General features: G+C 39.9%; 25 protein-coding genes. 5 read left to right on the top strand and 20 right to left on the bottom strand.

Annotation, left to right across the window (positions count from 1 at the left end; genetic code table 11):
* Nucleotides 1-35: 35 nt before the first annotated feature.
* From miaA to rpsJ, 15 genes are all read right to left on the bottom strand, one after another.
* Nucleotides 36-953, bottom strand: a complete 918-nt coding sequence (miaA, locus tag I6F42_RS06625) for a tRNA (adenosine(37)-N6)-dimethylallyltransferase MiaA (protein WP_007586400.1) — start codon at nt 951-953, stop codon at nt 36-38.
* 10 nt (nt 954-963) lie between these two features.
* On the bottom strand, nt 964-2,757 hold the full coding sequence (gene mutL, locus I6F42_RS06620; RefSeq protein ID WP_197151562.1) for a DNA mismatch repair endonuclease MutL: 1,794 nt from the start codon (nt 2,755-2,757) through the stop codon (nt 964-966).
* A gap of 36 nt (nt 2,758-2,793) precedes the next feature.
* Nucleotides 2,794-4,137 carry an N-acetylmuramoyl-L-alanine amidase gene (locus I6F42_RS06615; RefSeq protein WP_007586394.1) on the bottom strand — a complete coding sequence of 448 codons (1,344 nt, stop codon included), beginning with the start codon at nt 4,135-4,137 and terminating at the stop codon, nt 2,794-2,796.
* Nucleotides 4,138-4,164: 27 nt separating this feature from the next.
* Nucleotides 4,165-4,632, bottom strand: a complete 468-nt coding sequence (gene tsaE, locus I6F42_RS06610) for a tRNA (adenosine(37)-N6)-threonylcarbamoyltransferase complex ATPase subunit type 1 TsaE (protein ID WP_007586392.1) — start codon at nt 4,630-4,632, stop codon at nt 4,165-4,167.
* Nucleotides 4,633-5,120: 488 nt separating this feature from the next.
* Complete coding sequence (gene rpsQ, locus I6F42_RS06605) at nt 5,121-5,378, bottom strand: 30S ribosomal protein S17 (RefSeq protein ID WP_002957888.1); 258 nt, start codon at nt 5,376-5,378, stop codon at nt 5,121-5,123.
* Nucleotides 5,378-5,569, bottom strand: a complete 192-nt coding sequence (rpmC, locus tag I6F42_RS06600) for a 50S ribosomal protein L29 (RefSeq protein ID WP_002957889.1) — start codon at nt 5,567-5,569, stop codon at nt 5,378-5,380. Before rpmC ends, rpsQ begins: the two co-directional genes overlap by 1 nt.
* Nucleotides 5,569-5,982, bottom strand: coding sequence for a 50S ribosomal protein L16 (rplP, locus tag I6F42_RS06595; RefSeq protein WP_002957890.1), 414 nt, complete (start codon nt 5,980-5,982; stop codon nt 5,569-5,571). The genes rpmC and rplP overlap by 1 nt, the downstream gene beginning before the upstream one ends.
* Nucleotides 5,983-5,994: 12 nt before the next feature.
* The gene (gene rpsC / locus I6F42_RS06590; protein WP_002957891.1) at nt 5,995-6,696 is read right to left on the bottom strand and encodes a 30S ribosomal protein S3; all 702 of its coding nucleotides are present in this window, start codon (nt 6,694-6,696) and stop codon (nt 5,995-5,997) included.
* 11 nt (nt 6,697-6,707) lie between these two features.
* Entirely contained in the window at nt 6,708-7,040 is a 333-nt protein-coding gene (rplV, locus tag I6F42_RS06585; RefSeq protein ID WP_002957892.1) for a 50S ribosomal protein L22, read from the bottom strand.
* A gap of 13 nt (nt 7,041-7,053) precedes the next feature.
* A complete protein-coding gene (gene rpsS / locus I6F42_RS06580) occupies nt 7,054-7,332 on the bottom strand; it encodes a 30S ribosomal protein S19 (protein ID WP_004588689.1) in 279 nt (92 codons plus the stop codon).
* 15 nt (nt 7,333-7,347) lie between these two features.
* Nucleotides 7,348-8,172, bottom strand: a complete 825-nt coding sequence (rplB, locus tag I6F42_RS06575; RefSeq protein ID WP_002957895.1) for a 50S ribosomal protein L2 — start codon at nt 8,170-8,172, stop codon at nt 7,348-7,350.
* A 15-nt stretch (nt 8,173-8,187) separates the two neighbouring features.
* Entirely contained in the window at nt 8,188-8,490 is a 303-nt protein-coding gene (rplW, locus tag I6F42_RS06570) for a 50S ribosomal protein L23 (protein ID WP_002957896.1), read from the bottom strand.
* Nucleotides 8,487-9,092 carry a 50S ribosomal protein L4 gene (gene rplD, locus I6F42_RS06565; protein WP_002957897.1) on the bottom strand — a complete coding sequence of 202 codons (606 nt, stop codon included), beginning with the start codon at nt 9,090-9,092 and terminating at the stop codon, nt 8,487-8,489. The genes rplW and rplD overlap by 4 nt, the downstream gene beginning before the upstream one ends.
* Nucleotides 9,093-9,109: 17 nt before the next feature.
* The gene (rplC, locus tag I6F42_RS06560) at nt 9,110-9,745 is read right to left on the bottom strand and encodes a 50S ribosomal protein L3 (RefSeq protein WP_002957898.1); all 636 of its coding nucleotides are present in this window, start codon (nt 9,743-9,745) and stop codon (nt 9,110-9,112) included.
* A 27-nt stretch (nt 9,746-9,772) separates the two neighbouring features.
* A complete protein-coding gene (rpsJ, locus tag I6F42_RS06555; RefSeq protein ID WP_002957900.1) occupies nt 9,773-10,084 on the bottom strand; it encodes a 30S ribosomal protein S10 in 312 nt (103 codons plus the stop codon).
* 417 nt (nt 10,085-10,501) lie between these two features.
* Between rpsJ and plsB the strand changes: the two genes are divergently transcribed.
* On the top strand, nt 10,502-12,940 hold the full coding sequence (plsB, locus tag I6F42_RS06550; protein ID WP_007587050.1) for a glycerol-3-phosphate 1-O-acyltransferase PlsB: 2,439 nt from the start codon (nt 10,502-10,504) through the stop codon (nt 12,938-12,940).
* Nucleotides 12,941-12,962: 22 nt separating this feature from the next.
* Here the strand turns inward: plsB and tesB are convergent, their stop codons facing one another.
* Complete coding sequence (gene tesB / locus I6F42_RS06545) at nt 12,963-13,820, bottom strand: acyl-CoA thioesterase II (RefSeq protein ID WP_197151561.1); 858 nt, start codon at nt 13,818-13,820, stop codon at nt 12,963-12,965.
* A gap of 77 nt (nt 13,821-13,897) precedes the next feature.
* Here tesB and I6F42_RS06540 point away from each other — a divergent pair, with 77 nt between their 5' ends.
* Both I6F42_RS06540 and I6F42_RS06535 read left to right on the top strand, forming a co-directional pair.
* Complete coding sequence (locus I6F42_RS06540; RefSeq protein WP_007587049.1) at nt 13,898-14,356, top strand: EVE domain-containing protein; 459 nt, start codon at nt 13,898-13,900, stop codon at nt 14,354-14,356.
* A gap of 69 nt (nt 14,357-14,425) precedes the next feature.
* Entirely contained in the window at nt 14,426-15,460 is a 1,035-nt protein-coding gene (locus tag I6F42_RS06535; RefSeq protein ID WP_197151560.1) for a cytosolic protein, read from the top strand.
* A gap of 36 nt (nt 15,461-15,496) precedes the next feature.
* On the opposite strand, the gene I6F42_RS06530 is transcribed toward I6F42_RS06535, so the two are convergent.
* Nucleotides 15,497-15,694: a PLDc N-terminal domain-containing protein gene (locus I6F42_RS06530; RefSeq protein ID WP_007587044.1), complete on the bottom strand. Its 198-nt coding sequence runs from the start codon at nt 15,692-15,694 to the stop codon at nt 15,497-15,499.
* Nucleotides 15,694-16,761, bottom strand: coding sequence for a potassium channel family protein (locus I6F42_RS06525; protein ID WP_007587041.1), 1,068 nt, complete (start codon nt 16,759-16,761; stop codon nt 15,694-15,696). Before I6F42_RS06525 ends, I6F42_RS06530 begins: the two co-directional genes overlap by 1 nt.
* A gap of 169 nt (nt 16,762-16,930) precedes the next feature.
* On the opposite strand from I6F42_RS06525, the gene I6F42_RS06520 reads away from it, so the two are divergent.
* Entirely contained in the window at nt 16,931-18,241 is a 1,311-nt protein-coding gene (locus I6F42_RS06520; RefSeq protein ID WP_169044378.1) for a short-chain fatty acid transporter, read from the top strand.
* Nucleotides 18,242-18,296: 55 nt separating this feature from the next.
* On the opposite strand, the gene I6F42_RS06515 is transcribed toward I6F42_RS06520, so the two are convergent.
* Nucleotides 18,297-19,313 (bottom strand): metalloprotease, encoded by a 1,017-nt coding sequence (locus I6F42_RS06515; protein ID WP_197151559.1) that lies wholly within the window; start codon nt 19,311-19,313, stop codon nt 18,297-18,299.
* A 166-nt stretch (nt 19,314-19,479) separates the two neighbouring features.
* On the opposite strand from I6F42_RS06515, the gene I6F42_RS06510 reads away from it, so the two are divergent.
* Entirely contained in the window at nt 19,480-20,691 is a 1,212-nt protein-coding gene (locus tag I6F42_RS06510) for an EAL domain-containing protein (protein ID WP_010554343.1), read from the top strand.
* 32 nt (nt 20,692-20,723) lie between these two features.
* Here the strand turns inward: I6F42_RS06510 and I6F42_RS06505 are convergent, their stop codons facing one another.
* Nucleotides 20,724-21,800: a hemolysin family protein gene (locus I6F42_RS06505; protein ID WP_007587021.1), complete on the bottom strand. Its 1,077-nt coding sequence runs from the start codon at nt 21,798-21,800 to the stop codon at nt 20,724-20,726.
* Nucleotides 21,801-21,874 lie beyond the last annotated feature (74 nt).

Below are 21,874 nucleotides of genomic sequence, written 5' to 3'. Positions count from 1 at the left end.
GAACTTATTTGATAAAAAACAATATTCAACTACTACTAGCTTAGCGAACTTACTACACGATGCAAGTTTTCTTCGTCACCCGTTGTTAACCAAGTAACATCAGGCCAGCTACGAAGCCACGTTAACTGACGTTTTGCCAATTGACGTGTTGCTGCGATGCCACGAAAAACCATTTCATCATGGCTTGTTTCACCCGCAAGGTAATCCCACATTTGTCTATAACCAACACAACGAATAGAAGGCATATTGGGGTGTAAATCCTTACGTAGATATAGGGTCGAAACTTCATTTTCAAACCCCTGATCAATCATTATTTTAAACCTTTCTTCAATTCGGCGATGTAATTCGCTACGTTCTTGCGGTGCAATCGCAAATTGATGAAAAGTATAGGGTAAAGCCGGCTGTTTTTGCTTTTGCAACTCAGTCATGGTCTTACCAGTTAACCTGTAAACCTCTAAAGCTCGATTAATTCTTTGTGAGTCATTCTCACTTATTTTTTCGGCTGCTTTTGGGTCAACTTTAACTAATTCTTTATATAAATGAGGCCAGCCAAATTCTTTAGCTTGTGCTTCTAGCTCTGATCTTATTACTGTATCTGCTTCAGGCAAAGGCGATAAACCATCAATTAAAGATTTGAAGTACAACATTGTACCTCCAACCAATACAGGTACTTTACCTTGTCTATGAAATTCGTCAATTTTTTGTACTGCATCGCGCCTAAAATCAGCAACTGAATATGTTTCACTCGGGTCAAGTAAGTCGATCAGATGATGCGGAGCTTTAGCAAGTTCTTCTGCATCGGGTTTTGCAGTACCAATGTTCATATCTTTATACACTAACGCTGAATCAACGCTGATTATTTCTGTATTTAAATGCTCGCACAGTGAGATTGCCAATGCTGTTTTACCAGCAGCAGTTGGACCCATTAAAAATATGACTGGTAAATTACTCAACACTGATACCTTAATCTAATTGCATTAAATAGTGATTTAGCTCTATTTTAACTGCTTTTTCGCGTAAGCGTTCAATAGTTTGCGGATTATTTTGTAAGCGCATTTGTTGCGCTAAAAACACATTGCTCAAATAAAACCGGGGAGGTACACATTTTATCTGCCACTCTAACCAATTCTCTATATTTTCAAGCCCTGCTTTACACCCATCAAGTAGCTCACCTATCGCTGTACTTACATCAAGTAAATATAAGCACGCTGGCAATTTTTTAACCATTACAAACTGTTTTTCTATTACGAGTTCAAAACCAAGTAAAGTAAACCACGATTGCTGAGCTTCTATAAGTAAGCAATCTTCTTTTGATAAGTTTACTCTTACGGGCAGCAAAAGAGCTTTCCCTTCTAAACTTCCGGACTCTTTAATTTGATTATGCCAATCATCTACCAATGCATATTTGAAATGTGAGCAATACAATTGCTGCTCAACACTAAATACACACGCACCTTCATTAACACTGATGATTGAAACTGTCTTTAAAACATTATGCGCAGCGTGTTGCTCACTCACACCTTGATAAAACGCGTTTACATCATGATGGCTCGTACTTGGTGTAGCACGGTATGCCCCGCCACCGCCAACACTTCTAGTACCTGATGATGAACTACCAGCACTTCCAGAGTAAGAGGGCTGTAATTGCGATTTAGGGTAATCAAATACTCCATCCGCTTTTGTATCATTAGAACTACTATGCGCTGACCCCATAAACACAGGCGCAGATTCCACCTCAGAGCTAAGCGGTTCATTCGTAAACTCACCTTGCAGCGGCACTACCACTTGCTTAATAGCCTGTAATATAAAGTCATGAATTAAGCGCCCTTGATGAAAACGCACTTCATGCTTAGCTGGATGAACATTTACATCAACCTGCCGAGGGTCTATATCAATATAAATGACAAAACCGGGTAATTCTTGTGTTCCACTTACTTCTTCAAATGCCTGGCGTATAGCATGCAGAATAAGTTTATCGCGCATCATACGATTATTAACATAAGTATACTGAGTCGTATTAGCTGAACCTACAGGTAGCACCCAACCATGCAGCTGTAAGCCACCCTCTCCTGATTGAATATGCAAACCTTGCTCAGCAAAAGCCTTACCTGCAACTTGCGCTACACGTGTAATAGTCTGAGAGGGATCTGTCTTCGCACGATACTGCCTTACTACTTTTTCGTTGTGAGTTAGTGTAATAGAGACATCAAAGCGACTAAGCGCAATACGCTTTATCAACTCATCAATATGGCTAAATTCCGTTTTTTCGGTACGCAAGAATTTACGACGAGCTGGGGTGTTAAAAAATAAATCTTTTACTTCAATGGTTGTGCCATCAGGGTGCGCTACTGGCTTTACTTGCACGGCCATATCGCGACCTTCTGCAAATGCTTGCCAAGCAGCTTCTTGATCTTTTGGTTTTGAGCTCAGCGTTAAACGCGATACAGAGCTAATTGACGCAAGCGCTTCCCCCCTAAAACCAAGTGAACAAATATTTTCAAGGTCATCTAGAGATTTTAATTTACTCGTAGCGTGACGAGAAAGCGCGAGCGTTAGCTCATCTTTACTTATCCCTGAACCGTTATCACGTATACGAATAAGCTTATGACCGCCACGCTCTATATCTATCTGAATACGTGTAGCGCCAGCATCTAAACTGTTTTCGACTAGCTCTTTTACTACCGACGCTGGGCGCTCAACCACTTCGCCTGCGGCAATTTGGTTAGCTAAACGCGCGGGTAATATTTCAATATTCATGAGATTTCCTAGCAAGCATTGCGCTAATAATAATGACTAACTTTGTGGTATATCGAGCTCTTGCCCAATAAACAAAGTATTAGAGCTAAGCTTATTAACTTGTTTTAATTCAGTGACTGTAATGCCATAGCGACTCGCCAACATACTTAAAGATTCACCCGGGCGTACCTTGTGCTTTGTTGGATATTGCGACTTTAATTTAGCAAATAAAGAGTCATCAGGTGGATTTTTTAAATAGTAATTTTTAATTGAAGTAAATATAGCTTTAGCCAAACGCTCTTGATGGTTAGCACTTTTAAGCAGCTTTTCTTCTCGTGGGTTAGATATAAACCCTGTTTCTACTAAAATTGATGGGATATCTGGTGATTTAAGTACAGCAAGACTCGCATGTTGGGGATCTTTTTTATGCAGCTTAGCAACTTTACGTAACTCTTTAACCACTTCGTCAGCTACGTTTAAGCCAGTTTTCATAGAGTGATCCATCGACATATCAAGTAATGCTTGCGCTAAGTATTTTTCGTTAGCGGCATCTTTCATTACATCCGCAGCGCCACCTAAAAGCTCAGAGTGCTTTTCTTTATCTTCTATCCATTTACCTATCTCTGAATTAGCACGCCTTAACGACAACACCCAAACAGAAGCACCATTTGGTCCCGGGCTCGTAAATGCATCAGCATGAATAGAGACAAAAAAGTCGGCCTTTTTTTCACGAGCACGATTGGTACGCGTATTAAGTTTTACAAAGTAGTCACCGCTTCGTACCATGCGCGAAATCATCCCACGTTCGCCATCTATCATGCGCTCTAAACGTTTTGCAATTTGCAGTGTTACTGTTTTTTCGTACGTGCCAGAGGGACCAATTGAACCTGGATCTTCGCCGCCATGGCCCGCATCAATTGCAATCACAATATCGCGTTCTTGGCTTAACTGGCGGTTTTTAGCGGCTGTTTGAGCAGGAGAAACAACTGTGGCAGCTTGGCTTTTATTGTATAAATCAACAACGAGCCTATTTTTATAAGGGCCTGTAGGCGCTAAAGCAAATACAACTGGCTTTACTGGTGCGTTTAATTCAAACACTAACCGAACACTGTGCTTATTTTTAGGTTTTGAGTAGCGTAGCTTGCTCACTATTTGATGTTTTGGTGGTACACCTGGTAGTATTTTTAACTCGTTAGTGTTTTCTAAATCAATTACTAAGCGGCTTGGGTTTTTAAGCATGAAATAGCTAAAGTCAGGCTTATCATTTAAATCAAATACCACACGCGTACTATCAGGGGATGGCCATACGCGTACACTATTAATTGTATTTTTGGCCCACAGCGGCAAGCTTATGGTAATAACCATAAGGTAAATAAAGAGTTTAACTACACCTCGGCTCATTTGATAATTACTGCCTTAACTATATTATTATTTGTTATTTAGTTTTTCGACAATTGCTACACCACGCTCACTGGCGCTATTAATAACAATTTTACGTTCGTTACCCATATAGCTTAGAGTAATATCTAAATCAGGCACAGGAATAAATTCACCACCTTTTTCTGGCCACTCAACAACGCAAATTGCATCTGGTGAAAAATAATCGCGTATTCCCATGTATTCAAGCTCTTCAGGGTCACCTAAGCGGTATAAATCAAAATGATAAACATTTGCGCGCTCGAGTTCATAAGGTTCAACAAGTGTATACGTTGGGCTTTTAACTTTGCCTGTATGTCCAAAGCCTTGCACTACACCTCGAGTAAACGTTGTTTTACCAGCGCCTAAATCACCATGTAAATAAATAACCGCACCTTGCTCTATAATATCAGCAACGCAATTACCCATTGCGACCGTGGCTACTTCATCAGTCAAATGAAATTCAAAACTACGCGTCATTACTACCTCAAAAATTCATTCAAAAGCGCATATTTGCTAATCATACCAGAATATTAATTTAAGGCGATAAATTGAGGTTTTAGACATAAAAAAACCAGGTAAGCTGATAATAGAAGTTGTGTATGGATGTCTATTTTCGATACTTTGAAGCTGTATCATTGTAATAAAATAAGGTAAGTGAGTTCTCAGACTAAAAGATAGTAAAAGAAAAGTAACACCACGAATTAGATGACCCCATGTTGGCATTAAATTAACTGAGATATGTAAGTTTATTATCTAACTTCTTCTGATTCAGCAGATGGTTCTGCTAGCAAAAAAGTAACTGGTAAATGAAACTCTCAACTACTCCCCAAGATAACTTTATATTTTCAGATAAAAGACTAATCCAGGTGACCCGCTCACCCTAGTTTACTGTTTACAGGTGCTTTAAATACAAAAAGCCCCAGCTAATGCCGGGGCTTTTTTACAAAACTAACTTAATTAAAAAATTAAGCTTGTTTTGGACTAGAAATAACGTCTACTAAAGTCCAAGATTTATTCTTAGAAATTGGTGCGCATTCACGGATAGTAACTACGTCACCCGCTTTTGCTGTGTTATTTTCGTCATGTACGTGTAACTTAGTCGTACGTTTAATGAATTTCCCATAGATTGGGTGCTTCACATAACGTGCGATAGCGATAGTGAAAGATTTTTCCATCTTGTCGCTGATTACACGGCCTTGAAGAGTACGAATTTTATCGCTCATTATTGACCTGCCTTCTGGTTAATAACTGTTTTTACACGCGCGATATCGCGGCGTACTGTTCTTAGCGTGTGTGTCTGAGCTAACTGACCAGTGCTAGCTTGCATGCGCATATTAAATTGCTCACGAAGTAGTCCTAGAAGTTCAGCATTAAGCTCTTCTACGCTTTTGTCTTTTAGTTCGCTAGCTTTCATCACATTACCGTCCGAGTTACGAAAGTTGTTTTGAATGGCAATTTACGAGCAGCAAGGTCGAATGCTTCACGAGCAAGCTCTTCTGAAACACCTTCCATTTCGTAAAGTACTTTACCAGGCTGAATTTCAGCAACCCAATATTCAACAGAACCTTTACCTTTACCCATACGAACTTCAAGAGGTTTTTCTGTAATCGGTTTGTCAGGGAAGACACGAATCCAGATTTTACCTTGACGTTTCACGTGACGCGTCATAGCACGACGAGCTGCTTCGATTTGACGAGCAGTCATACGGCCACGGCCAGTTGCTTTCAATCCGAAAGTACCGAAGCTTACTTTGTTACCGTTTTGCGCTAAACCGCGGTTGCGGCCTTTGTGCATTTTACGGAATTTTGTACGTTTTGGCTGTAACATTAGTCGCTACCTCTACTTAGCACTTTTCTTGGCTTTCTTTGGTGCGCGTTTAGCTGGCTTCTCTTGCTCTTGTACTAGTGGTAAACCACCAATAACTTCGCCTTTGAAGATCCAAACTTTAACACCAATGATACCATAAGTGGTTAAGGCTTCAGAAGTTGCGTAATCGATATCAGCACGAAGAGTATGTAGAGGTACACGACCTTCACGATACCATTCTGAACGTGCGATTTCAGCGCCGCCAAGACGACCGCTAACTTCAACTTTAATCCCTTTAGAACCGATGCGCATTGCATTTTGTACCGAACGCTTCATAGCGCGACGGAACATAACACGACGTTCTAGTTGAGAGGCAATGCCGTCTGCTACTAGTTGTGCATCTAGTTCTGGTTTACGTACTTCAGAGATATTAATCTGAGCAGGTACACCAGCGATTTTAGTTACCGCTTGACGTAATTTTTCTACGTCTTCGCCTTTTTTACCGATAACAACACCCGGACGAGCCGTATGAATTGTTACACGGATTGATTTTGCTGGACGCTCAATAACGATTTTAGACACAGAAGCCGTTTTCAATTCCTTAGTAAGGAATGTACGAACTTTGTGATCGCCAAAAAGCTGTGCAGAGAAATCTTTTGAACTCGCGTACCAGGTAGAAACCCAAGGTTTAGATATACCTAGGCGAATACCAGTAGGATGAACTTTTTGTCCCATTACTTATACTCCTAGCTATCTGAAACCATAACAGTGATATGGCTTGTACGCTTAAGGATGCGGTCTGCGCGTCCTTTAGCACGAGGCATAATACGTTTCATTGTAGGACCATCGTCCACAAAGATCGTTGTTATACGAAGCTCATCAATGTCAGCACCTTCGTTATGCTCTGCGTTAGCAATAGCAGACTCAAGTACTTTCTTAACTAATACAGCCGCTTTCTTCGGGCTGTACGCCAGGATTTCTAGTGCGCGATCTACAGGTAACCCGCGGATCTGATCTGCAACTAGACGTGCTTTTTGCGCCGAACCAGAGGCGAATTTATGTTTAGCTAATGCTTGCATTTATCTTCCCCTCTTATCGTTTCTTCGCTTTCTTATCCGCAGCATGGCCACGGTAAGTGCGAGTTGGTGCAAATTCACCTAGTTTGTGACCGATCATTTCGTCAGAAACGAAAACTGGTACGTGCTGGCGACCATTATGGACAGCAATGGTCAATCCGATCATGTTAGGTATGATCATTGAACGACGGCTCCAAGTTTTAATTGGCTTTTTCTCACCGCTTTCCAAAGCTTTCTCTACCTTCTTCAGCAAGTGTAGGTCTATAAAAGGACCCTTCTTGAGAGAGCGTGGCATGGCTATTCCTCAATATTACTTAGTACGACGACGTACTATAAATTTATCCGTACGCTTGTTCTTACGCGTCTTCGCACCTTTAGTCGGTTTACCCCATGGAGACACAGGATGACGACCACCAGATGTACGACCTTCACCACCACCGTGTGGGTGATCTACCGGGTTCATGGCAACACCACGAACTGTCGGACGAATACCACGCCAGCGATTTGCACCTGCTTTACCAAGTGAACGAAGCATATGCTCAGCATTGCCTACTTCACCTAGAGTCGCACGACAATCAGATTCAACTTTACGAACTTCGCCTGAACGAAGACGTAATGTTACATACTGACCATCACGAGCAAGGATTTGAACGTATGCACCAGCAGAACGTGCGATTTGAGCACCTTTACCTGGTTTTAATTCTACGTTGTGAACAGTCGAACCTACAGGCATATTACGCATTGGTAATGCATTACCAGGCTTGATTGGTGCATCAACACCAGACTGGATTGCATCGCCAGCTTTTAAGCCTTTAGGTGCGATAATGTAACGACGCTCACCGTCTGCATATAATACAAGAGCGATGTTTGCGCTACGATTTGGATCGTATTCTAAACGTTCAACAGTAGCTGGAATGCCATCTTTAGTACGTTTAAAATCGATTAAACGGTAGTGTTGTTTATGACCACCACCGATATGACGAACCGTAATACGACCATTGTTATTACGACCACCTGATTTAGAGTTTTTCTCTAAAAGTGGTGCGTATGGCTTACCCTTATGTAGATCAGAGTTAACCACTTTAACTAGGTGACGACGGCCCGCAGAAGTAGGCTTACACTTTTGAAGTGCCATAATTCTATCCCCTTATTACTCGGCGCCGCCGACAAAGTCTAGCTCGCTGCCTTCTTTAAGAGTAACGTAAGCTTTCTTCCAGTCGCTACGACGACCGAAACGTGCGCCAGTACGTTTTGTTTTACCCTTAACGTTAAGTGTGCGAACACCAGTTACTTCTACTTCAAAAAGCTTCTCAACTGCTACTTTAATTTCAGCTTTAGTTGCGTCATTTACTACTTTAAAAACAATAGTATTGTTTTCTTCAGCAGCAATTGTGCTTTTTTCAGAGATATGTGGAGCAAGGATCACTTTTAAAAGACGTTCTTCGCGAATCATGCTAGCGCCTCCTCAAGTTGCTTAACAGCAGCGGCTGTAATAAGTACCTTATCGAAAGCAATTAAGCTTACAGGATCGATACCAGCTACATCACGTGTGTCAACCTTATAAAGGTTACGTGCCGATAAGAAAAGATTTTCATCTACTTCTTCAGTCACGATAAGAACATCTTTAAGCTCAAGTTCTTTAAGCTTAGCAACTAGTTCTTTAGTTTTTGGTGCTGCTAGAGCAAAACTTTCAACAACGATTAAACGCTCTTGACGAACTAATTCAGATAAGATGCTTTTAATCGCACCACGGTACATTTTACGGTTTACTTTTTGGCTGTGGTCTTGTGGTTTAGCTGCAAAGCTAACGCCACCTGAACGCCAAATTGGGCTACGGATTGTACCGGCACGTGCACGGCCAGTACCTTTTTGAGCCCATGGTTTTTTACCACCACCGCTTACTTCAGAACGTGTCTTCTGAGCACGAGTACCTTGACGAGCACCTGCTGCGTATGCAACAACTACTTGATGTACTAATGCTTCGTTAAACTCACGTCCAAAAGTAGCTTCAGAAACTTCAAGACCGCCAGAAGCGTCTTTAATTGCTAATTCCATCACTAAATCTCCAGGACTTATGCTTTAACAGCTGGTTTAACGATAACGTCACCGCCAATAGCTCCAGGTACTGCACCCTTAACTAAAAGCAAATTACGCTCAGCGTCAACGCGAACTAGTTCTAAGTTTTGAGTCGTTACACGCTCAGCACCCATATGACCGGCCATTTTCTTACCTTTAAACACCTTACCAGGTGATTGGTTTTGACCGATTGAACCAGGAGCACGGTGAGATAGAGAGTTACCATGTGTAGCGTCTTGCATGCTGAAATTCCAGCGCTTAACACCACCTTGGAAACCTTTACCTTTAGAAGTACCGGTTACGTCAACCTTGTTGATTTCGTTGAATAATTCAACAGTAAGCTCAGCGCCTACTTCAAAATCGCCTTCACCACCGTTAAGGCGGAATTCCCACAGACCGCGACCCGCTTCAACACCAGCTTTAGCGAAATGACCCGCTTTAGCTTTGTTTACACGACTTGCTTTTTTAGTGCCTGCGGTTACTTGAAGCGCGTTATAACCGTCTGTTGCGTCAGATTTGATCTGAGCAATGCGGTTAGGTGTCGCTTCAATAACTGTCACAGGGATAGATACACCATCTTCAGTGAAGATTCGTGTCATACCCACTTTACGACCGACTAGACCTAATGCCATTTTCCTAAAACCTCTCTAATCTTTCGATTAACCCAGGCTGATTTGAACATCAACACCAGCAGCAAGATCTAAACGCATAAGCGCGTCTACAGTCTTGTCAGTTGGTTCTACGATGTCTATCAGACGTTTATGGGTGCGGATCTCGTACTGATCACGCGCATCTTTATTAACGTGCGGTGAAGTTAGTACAGTAAAACGTTCAAAGCGTGTAGGTAGTGGGATTGGACCACGTACTTGTGCGCCAGTGCGTTTCGCAGTTTCCACGATTTCTGCCGTTGATTGGTCAATCAAACGGTGGTCAAAAGCTTTTAGGCGAATACGAATGCGTTGATTTGACATTCTTAACCTCAATATAAAGAGCATATAAAAGAGCATAAAAAAACGACCGAAACAATCTTAAAACTTAAGATGTCGGCTGTTTGATTATATCTACGTTGAGTTCCAAATCGGAACTCCTGTTTATTAGCTTGAAATCCAAGCTTAATTTATCCTTTCTAGTTCCCAGAGGAATTTTGAAAGCCTGCGTATTATAGAGGTATTGGTGATAAATGCAACAACTATTTAGAAACAATACAATGCCTATAAATTTGATTAAATAAGCACCCATACATGCTTACTAGCTATACTTGAACTAATACCTCTACTGTTAGTCAATAAACAAGTTAACACCTTAATTACGCAAACTAAGGGATTTTTAGATATTATGGTATCCTACTGCGCTAATTTTGCCCTTAATACTCTCAATATGGTGAGTCGATGCGTATTTTTAATTATTGTTTAAATGTTATGTCTGCTGGATTTAGCCGCTTATTTGTAAAAAGCAAAGTGCTGCCAGAAAATCCGATTAAACAGTATGATCTAAACCCTGAGTACCCTACATTTTATATAGTGCGTTTAAATTCACGATTTGATTTAGCGGCTCTCGCACATGCGTGTAAAAAAAATGGTCTACCTAGCCCAACCGAAGAGCAAGTATTAGGTAACCAAGATTTAGACCGTTTTATTGGTATTAAAAATCCACCACCACTTTTTGGTGATGAAGCTAAGCCAACCAATGCTTTAGCTCAAGGTAAACAAATTATTGAATACCTAATACAAAGTGGGCAGCAAAACGTACAAGTGGTTCCGGTTACTATTTTATGGGGTCGCGACCCGGGTAAAGAAAAGCCGGGGCTACGCACTTTAATTACGCACTCTCTAACTCCTAGCTGGTTTAGAAAGTTTTTTGTGGTGTTGTTTTCAGGACGCGACAACTTTATTCGCTTTAGCCAACCACTCGACTTATCGCTTTTAGTCAATGAAAAAGCCGATGTAAGCGAGTTACCACATAAATTATTACGTGTAGCACGTGTTCACTTTAAGCGCCAAAAGCTAGCTGCTACAGGCCCTAAAATGCCCTCTCGTGAGCAATTATTTAATTCATTATTAGCGTCACCTACAATAAAAAAAGCAATTCAAGATGAAGCTAAAGCTAAAAACATTAGCCAAACAGAAGCCCGCCAAAATGCACTTAAGCTACTTGATGAGATAGCTGCTAATTACTCTGAAGCAATGATACGTGTGGCCGAGCGATTTTTAACTTGGTTGTGGAATAAGCTCTATAACGGTATAGACATTAAACATGCTGAACAAATTCATGAACTAACAGATAAAGGCCATGAAATAATCTATATGCCTTGTCATCGCAGTCATATGGATTACTTACTGCTTACTTACTCTATTTATCATTTAGGCTTAGTTCCACCACATATAGCTGCAGGTATAAATCTTAACTTTTTCCCTGCCGGTGGCATATTTAGACGCTCTGGGGCATTCTTTATTCGTCGCTCGTTTGCAGGCAATAAACTTTATTCTGCCATATTCAAAGAGTATTTAAGCCAACTGTTTATTAAAGGTTACTCTGTTAAGTTTTACACGGAAGGCGGTCGAAGCCGAACTGGGCGCTTACTTCCACCTAAAACAGGTATGCTATCTATGACATTACAAGCAATGCTACGCGGAATAGACAGACCAATATCTATCGTTCCTGTGTACATTGGCTACGAGCACGTAATGGAAATTAACACCTACCTTAAAGAGCTGGATGGAAAAGATAAAAAAGGCGAATCTATATTTGGTATTTTTAAGGCAATCAAAAACCTTAAAAACTACGGTCGTGGTAATTTAAACTTTGGTGATCCAATCTCGATTAACCAATACTTAAACGATAACCAACCTGATTGGCGTGATTCAATACACCCTACCGATGTACAAAAGCCACAATGGTTAGCGCCACAAGTAACTAAACTTGCCGACCAAGTAATGGTTAAAATTAATAATGCGGCGGCGCTTAATGCGGTTAACTTACTAGCGATGATATTGCTGGTTAACGATAAACAAGCATTGAGTAAACCAAAGCTATTAGCACAACTTGATTTTTATCTGCGCTTACAGCGCGATGCAAGCTATAGCGATAAAGTAACCGCGCCAAACGAAACACCAGAGCAATTACTAACGCATGCATTAAAGCTGAATAAGTTTGAAGTTATCAGTGATGAATTTGGCGAAATTATTACTATTAGCGATAAAGAAAAAGTACTGTTTAATTACTACCGAAACAATATTTTGCACTTATTTGCAGTACCAAGCTTAATTGCACTACATCTATTTAAACAACACAGCACAACTATTGAGCAATGCCAGCAACTTGTAAAAACGTTTTATCCATTATTTGCTAAAGAATGGTATTTACAGCCTCTTGATGAAAACTATATAACGCGTATTTTAGCTAACTTTGCTGATCAAAATTTAATTGAGTTTGATGGCGATAACATTCATATAACGAACAGTAATGACTGCTTAGCTAAGCTAGAAATGCTTGGACGAGCACTTAGTTTTACTCTACAACGTTACGCTATTGTGATTGGTTTTATTCAAACAAGTGATGGCATTGAAAAAGCAGAATTAGAACGAGAGAGCCAAGTGCTTGCACAGCGTTTAGGCACACTGCATGGCATTAAAACACCTGAGTTTTTTGATAAAAAAGTACTTGTTAGTTTTATCGAAAACTTACGTGGCGAGTCGTTAATAACAGAGGGTGATAAAGGCTTAGTAGGCAGTACACAACTTTGCGAAACCTACGCACACCTTAAAACATTACTGCCAGCACGCGTCTGGCAGTCAATCAGCGATATAGTACAAGATCAGTGTAACTAGTAATATATCTATAGAAGGGGGGTTAGCGCTGACGCATAACCCCTTCTTGCATTGTTGAGGCAACCAAGTTGCCTTGGCGATCAAAAAACTGCCCGCGTACCAAACCACACCCATTACTCGCACTTGGACTGTCAATTGAATACAAAATCCAATCATCCATTCTAAATGGGCGATGAAACCACATTGCATGATCAATAGTAGCTACTTGCATATTTGGCTGCATAAACGATACACCATGAGGCTGCAATGCTGTTGGTAAAAACTCAAAGTCAGAGGCATACGCTAATAAATAATTATGGATGCGCTGATCGTCTGGCATTTCACCATTAGCTTTAAACCAAATATGCTTTACCGGCTCCATAATTTCTGGTTTAAACGGGTTATGAAAAGTAACTGGTCGCATTTCAATTGGCATTTCACGCGTAAACTTATTACGGATGACTTCAGGGATATGCGAAGCGTTATCTTGATAAAACTCAAGTGATGAGCGTAACTCTTCAGGTGCGGGTACATCAGGCATTGTTGCTTGATGCGACAAACCATTTTCTTCACCCTGAAACGACGCTGTCATATAAAAAATTGGCTTACCGTACTGAATCGCTTTTACTCGGCGAGTACTAAAGCTCTTTCCATCGCGAATAGTTTCTACATCATAAACAATCGGTTTAGCTGGATCGCCTGGGCGTAAAAAGTAAGAATGTAATGAATGAACTATACGCCCCTCAGGTAGAGTTTCTTTAGCGGCAGAAAGCGCCTGCCCCATAACTTGACCGCCAAACACAGCACCAAAGCCTAAATCTTGGCTTTGTCCTCGATATAAACCTTGCTCAATTTCTTCAAGTGTTAACAACGACAATAAATCATCTAATACTTGGCTCATTACTTCTTCCTCATTACCCTAGTATGCAAATGATACTATACAATAGTGGGAAGTAAATATTTGTTAGGAATACTGTTATGGCTTACTGGCTATTTAAAACTGAACCCGATGCGTTTTCATTAGATGATTTAAAAAACGCACCAAAACAAACGACTCTTTGGGAAGGCGTGCGTAATTATCAAGCGCGAAACTTCATGCGTGATGGCGTTAAGCTCGGTGATTCAGTGATGATTTACCATTCAAGCTGTAAACACGTAGGTGTAGCGGGTATTGCCGAAGTGACACACGATGCCTACCCAGATCCTACTCAGTTTGATTTAAGTAGCGACTATTACGATGCAAAAGCCACCAGCGACAAACCACGCTGGGTTGTTGTTGAGGTTACTTACCAAAGCCATTTAAAGAAATTAATTAGCCTTAAAGATATTAAAGCCAATAATAATATTACTGAAATCGCACTTAAAAAAGGCGGACGACTATCAATAATGCCTGTTACTAAAAATGACTGGGATGAAATAATCAAAATGGCGCAGTAACACCCTCTCGGTTTGACCTAATTTCATTGAGTTTGATATGATCTATGCTGACTTATAGCTGGAGGATTAATGAAATTACTGTATTGGTTAGATGAATGGTTAACTCTCCCACGCAATGAGCAACAAACTCGATTACCCATGACGGGTAGTGATTTACTCGGCGATGTATTTGTTAAGTATGATTTTGTTGACGTTAATAAGCCCCTGCTTTTTACCTTTTCACCCGCAGGCACTAACGTGCAAGAGCAAGATCTTCACCCTGATTTTGCACCATGGGGTTATCACTTAGCCCAAAAACAAAACGTAAACGTAATCGCTTTTCAGCATTTAGGTAAAAGTAATTGGTTTCGTAATCGTAATTTAATCTTTTTTCTCGAGCAATTATCAACATTACTTACGCCGTTTAATTGTCGATTAGGCTATGGCTTAAGCCGTGGCGGATTTGCTGTTGGCGCTTTTGCTAAACTATTAAAGCTAAACCAAGTATTGTTCTTCCATCCGGTAAGTACTAAAAATAAAGAATTAGTACCGTGGGATGACCGCTCTAGTACCGATATAGCTCAGCAGTTTGACTGGCAGCAAGATTATCACGATCTAGATTTAGGAGATGCTCAAGGCTATATTATTTACGATCCTACGAATCGTATAGACCGAATGCACGCCAAGCGCTATAAGCAGTTAACTCACTTGCGAGTATTTGGTATGGGACATGGCACACACGCTACATATTTGAATAAGTTTGGGTTTTATAAGCAAGTAGCCGTTGATTTCATTCAACATCAGCAAATCGATATTGCACAGTTTCGCCAGCAAACCAAAACCTTACGCTTAAAAGAAGATTATTATCAAAGTCTCAATACGGCTAATGCAGGCTCCCCCCATCGTTTAGCATTATTGAGTACAGCGCATAAAATTTTAGCTGATGAAAAAGAAGTGTATGTACAAGAGCATCAAGCAAAAATTGATATTCAGCCATTAATAGATGTGGCACTTAAGCACCAAGATGAGCACCCTAATGATGCTATTCAGCTATTAGAAGTCGCCCAGCAACTTCTACCTGACGACCCTCTAATTGAGCATAAACTCAAACAGTTGGAAGAGTAATTATTCCAACGAAAACTGCTATAAAGGCTAACTACTCTATTTAGCCTTTTTCTTTTTGTGCCTATGCTTGGGCACAATGGTAAAGTACATCATTAAACCTAACCAAGAAAATATAATGATTCCCATTAGCCAGCCATTCTTTTCATGACCCTGTGTACGCTTACTGTTGAGTACAATAACGACAGGTAATATGTAAGCACTTAAAACAACAATTAAAAATACAACTTCATTCATTATTTTTCTAGGCTCGACCAGTCTACTTCACTACTTAATACTCGATCTACCGATATATAGTGCAAAATATCGCCTTCACTTACTTTGTAATCTAATGGTGGGTTTAAATCCATATTTTGCGCACTTAAATTATGAGCAACACCTAACAGTATTGCATCATGCTCAAGCTTAAAATGATGAAACAAAGTACCAAACTCCATATCTTTGCAGCCACTTGGTACTTTCAAGCTAAATTGTGTATCGCCGTGCAAAGTAGATAGCAGCTCCTCTTGCACACGGCTCGAACCAGGATCTTGCATTGAGCGTACTAATATCTCAGCTGATTTTGCACTACTACATTCTACGTTTTGGCAATGCTCTAACATCATCTCAACTTTGGTTTCATCTAAAAAGTGAGCACTTATATGACAATCATCTTTTACTAAGCGACTTATGCGCAGGGCTGTTGTAAATGTCTGGTCGTCATCTTGACCATCAATAATCACCTTATCAGCACTACGAATAGCTACCCGCTCTAGTTCAGCTAAATTTGTAAAACTCGTTAAACGTGCAAAATCAACGCTTTCGTTAGCTAAAAAAGGATGATCCATTTGCTCTGTTACCGCGAGTAAAATACGACGGTCAGTACGTTTCGTATCTGCCAAAATGTAATCAATCATCTTTTTTGTACGAGTGTCGTGCCAACCAAAAATAATAATATGGTGGTTACTGTGGGCAAAGTTTTTATCACCAGTCATAGCGCGCCTAATTAAGTAAGTAACAGTTTGTCCTGCTTTTCCTAGCAAAACACCAAATAAAGCTAAACCAAATGGAATTTGTATTAATGCAACCACCCAACGACCAAGATCAGTAGTTGGACTAAAGTCACCATATCCCACTGTTGATGTTGTTACTGTGTAATAGTAAAAAAAGGTAGTAAGCGAGGTTAACGCTTTCTCATTCGCTATAAATAGTAAGCTCCATGTTAATAGCATATGAGTCAAAATAGCTAATGCCACTGCTTGCCAACTCAACTGATCTATATGAGCGCGAACAAGTAACGCTAGCCTTTTAAATATCACCGGCATAATACAAAGTCTTCGTTAGTAAATTATCTATAAACAGTACGTTACTGTAAGCGATGCTTTTAAGCAATGTTTAAGCTTTTAACCGCAAATATTAGACTAAATGCTGTTTGCCAATGGTGATTTTTCATGATTAATTAGCGTTAAAATAATAACCAAAACAGTTGTGCTTATGCTTAACAAAATAGCCCGCCCTTTTACTAAAATTGTAGAGCGTTATCTTCCCGACCCTTTTATATTTGTAATTTTACTTACAATAATTACCCTTGTCAGTGCGAGCTTATTTACAACCGCAACCAACATTGAAGTATTACAAGCGTGGGGAGGTGGGTTTTGGAACTTATTAAGTTTTGCTATGCAAATGCTACTAGTGTTAATTACAGGCTATATGTTGGCAAGTACGCCACCTATAAGTAAGTTATTAGAAAAACTAGCAACATTTGCAAGCACCGCACCTAAAGCAATTATATTGGTAACGCTTATTTCGCTTTTAGCGAGCTGGATAAATTGGGGATTTGGCTTAGTTATTGGTGCTCTTTTTGCCAAAGCAATTGCTAAACATACTCGTGTAGATTATCGATTATTAGTAGCCAGCGCTTACTCAGGTTTTGTTGTATGGCATGGCGGATTAGCCGGTTCGATTCCTTTAACTATCGCAACCGATGGTCACTTTTCAGAGGCCAGCATTGGTATTATTAGTACAGAGCACACTTTATTTGCGGGCTTTAATATAGCCATATTAGTTGGTTTATTCATTATTATGCCGCTCGTTAATCGCTATATGCTGCCAAGCGAGCAAGAAAGCGTATATATCGACCCAGCTCTTTTACAAGAGACAACACCTAAGCCCACAACAATAACCAGACCCGCCCAACATTTAGAACAAAGTAAACTACTCGGTATGACAATTGGCTTATTAGGTTTGGCATATTTAGGTTATTACTTTTTTATTGCTGGCGGAAACTTAAACCTTAATAGCGTTATTGCCGTATTTTTGTTTTTAGCTATTACGCTGCATCAAACACCCCATAATTTACTTAACAGTCTGCAACAAGCAATTCCAAGCGGGGCTGGCATTGTTATTCAATTTCCTTTTTATGCCGGCATCATGGCGGTAATGGTTGATAGCGGATTAGCACAACAGATATCACGTGGCTTTATTGCCGTTGCAGATGCTGATAGCTTGCCATTTTTTAGTTTTATAAGTGCAGGACTCGTTAATATGTTTGTACCCTCTGGCGGTGGCCAATGGGCTGTACAAGCACCCATTGTAATACCCGCAGCGCAAGAGCTAGGCGCCGATATATCTCGCGTTGCAATGGCTGTTGCGTGGGGTGATGCGTGGACTAATTTAATTCAACCTTTTTGGGCATTACCAGTCCTTGCTATCGCAGGCTTAAAAGCAAAAGATATTATGGGATTTTGTGTTGTGCAGTTGTTTGTAACTGGGGTTTTTATATCGCTGGTATTGAGCTTTTATTAATTTTTAACGGGCTGTAACAAATATTACAGCCCGCTTTTACCTAGAACGATAAATGCTAGCTCGATAAAATTGTCATCGGCAGACTCAATATTGGATTTTCTGAATCAGCAAAGTGCATCATTACAGCTACATGCCCAGCGACTACAATGGCATACATAACCGCTGAAAAGCCTTGGCCGTATTTATCTAGCGGCATTAAATGTGAGTAGTGACGGCCTCGCCATTCAAATACAATTTCCAGCGCACCTACAAACAAAAAGAATACCAGTAACATTAAGCCAAAGGTGTAGCTCAGCCATAAGCCAAATAGTACGCCTAATAAGCATACGCTTAAACCAATCCATGAACGCATTGAAAAGCTAATACTTTTTAATACATGCCCGCCATCAAGCGGTAAAATAGGTAACAAGTTAAATAAATTTAATAACGCACTAAGAACTGCCACACCTGCAAATATTTCCATCTCGGTGGCGTAATATAAAACGACACCCAGTACCGAGGTAATTAAACCAAATGCAGGCCCCATTAGCGATATAACTACATCTTGCCAACGAGTCGTTATTTTGTCGTCACTTACAGCTAGCCCACCTACAAATGGGATTAAGTAAATACCTTTGGTTTTTATGCCAAAGTATTTCATTGCTCGCACATGGCCGTATTCGTGTACAACTAAACACCCAATTAGCATTAATGCAAATTCTATACTAAATAACCACGCATAGCCTGCAACAGAAGCCCCGGCAAGCACTACTTTAATTACCTTAGCACTTTTAAAAAGCTTAAAACCTAATGCAGCCAAACCTAAAAAGCCTTTTTTAGGTGTCGCGTTTACCGGCGCTGGTAGCGCTAGTTGTGTCGCAAATTGCTCATCGACAAATAGCGCAATACTTTGATCTTCCACTGCCGCTGTATCAATACCGATTACTTTGTTGTCGTAAGTAAACTGATAGTAATTTTCACGAGGATTATCAAAGGTAATGGCTTGTTGCGCATGAAATACCTGCACAATTTTTTGCCCAGACACCATAAGCGAAAATGGCTGCTCGGCTAAAGTAAGATCTATTCTTATCATAATTAAGACCGTTTAAAACAATGGCGCTAGTATACCTAATCAACTTAAAAACACGAGTAAAGGTGCTCGGTAACTATTTTCAAAATAAAAGCGTTTGATACTGACAAAGTAAAAAAACACTACTACTTTTATAGTAATCATAAACTATACATTGAAAGGGATAACAGTGAACAAAATAGTGCCTAACATTTTAGTTGTTGACGACTCAAAAGCAATTTTGATCGTTATGGAAGCCATACTCAACGAATTGGGTATGTCTAACACTATAACTACGTGCTTGAGTGCAAAAGAAGCTCTTGAAAAAGTAAGAGAGGATATTAACTATTTTGATGCTATTTTTACTGATCTCAATATGCCCGAAATGGACGGCATGGAATTAATCCGTCATTTAGGAGAGTCACATTATCAAGGCGGGATAATTATTGTTTCTGAAATGGATCATAAAGTTATTAGTTTAGCTGCCAGCCTCGCAAAACAACATAATGCTCACCTCATTGGTAATATTTCAAAGCCAGTGCAACTGTCTCAGGTAAGTAGATTACTTACTAAAGTGGCGCAATTAAACAGTCACACTTTATTAAAAGAGTCAGCCATTTCAAAAGATGAGCTTATTAATGCATTAAAAAACGATGAAATAACGCCTTTTTATCAACCAAAAATAAACGCTGATAACAATAAAATTGAAAGTGTTGAAGTATTAGCGCGTATTTTATCAAGTAAAGACGGCAATATTATTTTACCTAACCGTTTTATAAACACAGCCGAAAAACACAACTTAATTAATCAAATTACATTTTCTCTTTTTGAAAAGGCCACCAGCGAATTCAAAAATATGAAATCACAATTAGGTCATGATTTTAAGATGGCATTTAACTTATCGCCAACTCAGCTCGACGATCTAAACTGTCCTAATAAATTACTACTCATTTTAGAACTAAACCAACTCACGCCTAGTAATATAATTATAGAAATAACAGAACAACATGCACTCTCAAGTCTCATGCAATTAGAAACACTAAACAGATTAAGAATGCATGGCTTTGGTATATCGCTAGACGACTTTGGTGTTGGCTTTACTAATATGAACCAGCTTCGAAACCTTCCTTTTACTGAAATTAAAATAGACCGTTCACTCATTAGCCATATAGAAACAGATTTATTTTCTCAAGTGGTTGTAAGTTCGTTATTTAATATTACGAGTAAAGATAATTTAGATTTAGTGGCAGAAGGCGTTGAACGCCCAGAAGAGCTCAATTATTTAAGGCACTATAGAAGAAACCTAGCCATACAAGGTTTTTTATTTAGTCGCCCTAAACCACAAGACGAATTTATATCTTGGGCTAAAGATTGGCTAAAAACTGATGGCAGCCCCGCTTAAAGCGGTACTAATATTTACTCGGGGCCTGTTAGCTAATTATCACCCCGAGTGTGTTTATCTTCTTCACTAACTATATGCGCACTACTTGCTAAACGTTTGTGCCAACGCTGCCTTGCTACTGCGCGCATGTTAGTAGATTGGTCACGCTCATCTACAATCTCTAGCCCCATTAAAGCTTCAATCATATCCTCTAGCGTTACAATACCTTGCACGTCACCGTACTCATCTACAACTAGGCATATATGCGTGCGCTTTGTTAAAAGAGTTTGCAGTAACGACGATACATTTTGAGAACTCGGCACCGTATAAATAGGCTTAATCAATTTGCTAATTTTGTAATCGGTACCTAAACGGTGAAATGCCAGCATAATATCGTTTTTATGCACAAACCCAACAATATCGTCGCTGTCTTTATCAAATACCAATATACGAGAAAATGACGACGAGCCGTGATCGTTTAAATACTGATTTACTGTTAAGTCTTTGTGGATTTTAAAAATTACAGTTCGAGGCGTCATTAAGTCGCATAATTTTGCATGTCTAAAATGCAATAAATTACGAATTATTTCGGACTCATCCTGATGTAATGCACCCGACTCCGTACCTATATCAGCCATTGCCTCTATCTCTTGACGAATATAGTATGCCTCATCGTGCTTTGGACCCATTAAATTTGTTAGCTTTTGTGCAAACCATACAAAAGGCTTTAGCAATATAACTAAAAACCTCAAAGCGTAAGTAACACTTGGCGTTAGAGCTCGCCAGTAATTAGCCCCCAAGGTTTTAGGAATAATTTCAGAAAGAATTAATACGAGGAATGTCATAATGGCTGATGCAATACCTACAGCCGCATCGGAAAACACGACAGCTGCCTGTGCGCCTACCCCAGCAGCACCCGCAGTATGGGCAACCGTATTTAAAGTTAAAATAGCAGCTAAAGGCTGATCTATATTGTTTTTAAGTTTTTCGAGCTGTTTAGCAAGCTCAGGATGATCTTTCCTAAGTGATGCAACATAGCTGGGCGAAATACTTAATAACACAGCCTCCATCACAGAACATAAAAACGAAATAACAATCGCCACTACCATATAAACTATCAGTAAAGTCACTTTCTCTCCTCTATATTGGATATGTGAGCATGGTATCAATACATGCTATATTTGGCCAAACTTCCAATAATAAT

This window comes from Pseudoalteromonas sp. SWYJZ12, from assembly GCF_015864395.1.
Lineage (GTDB): Bacteria > Pseudomonadota > Gammaproteobacteria > Enterobacterales > Alteromonadaceae > Pseudoalteromonas > Pseudoalteromonas arctica.
This window is presented reverse-complemented; position numbering and strand designations above follow the sequence as displayed.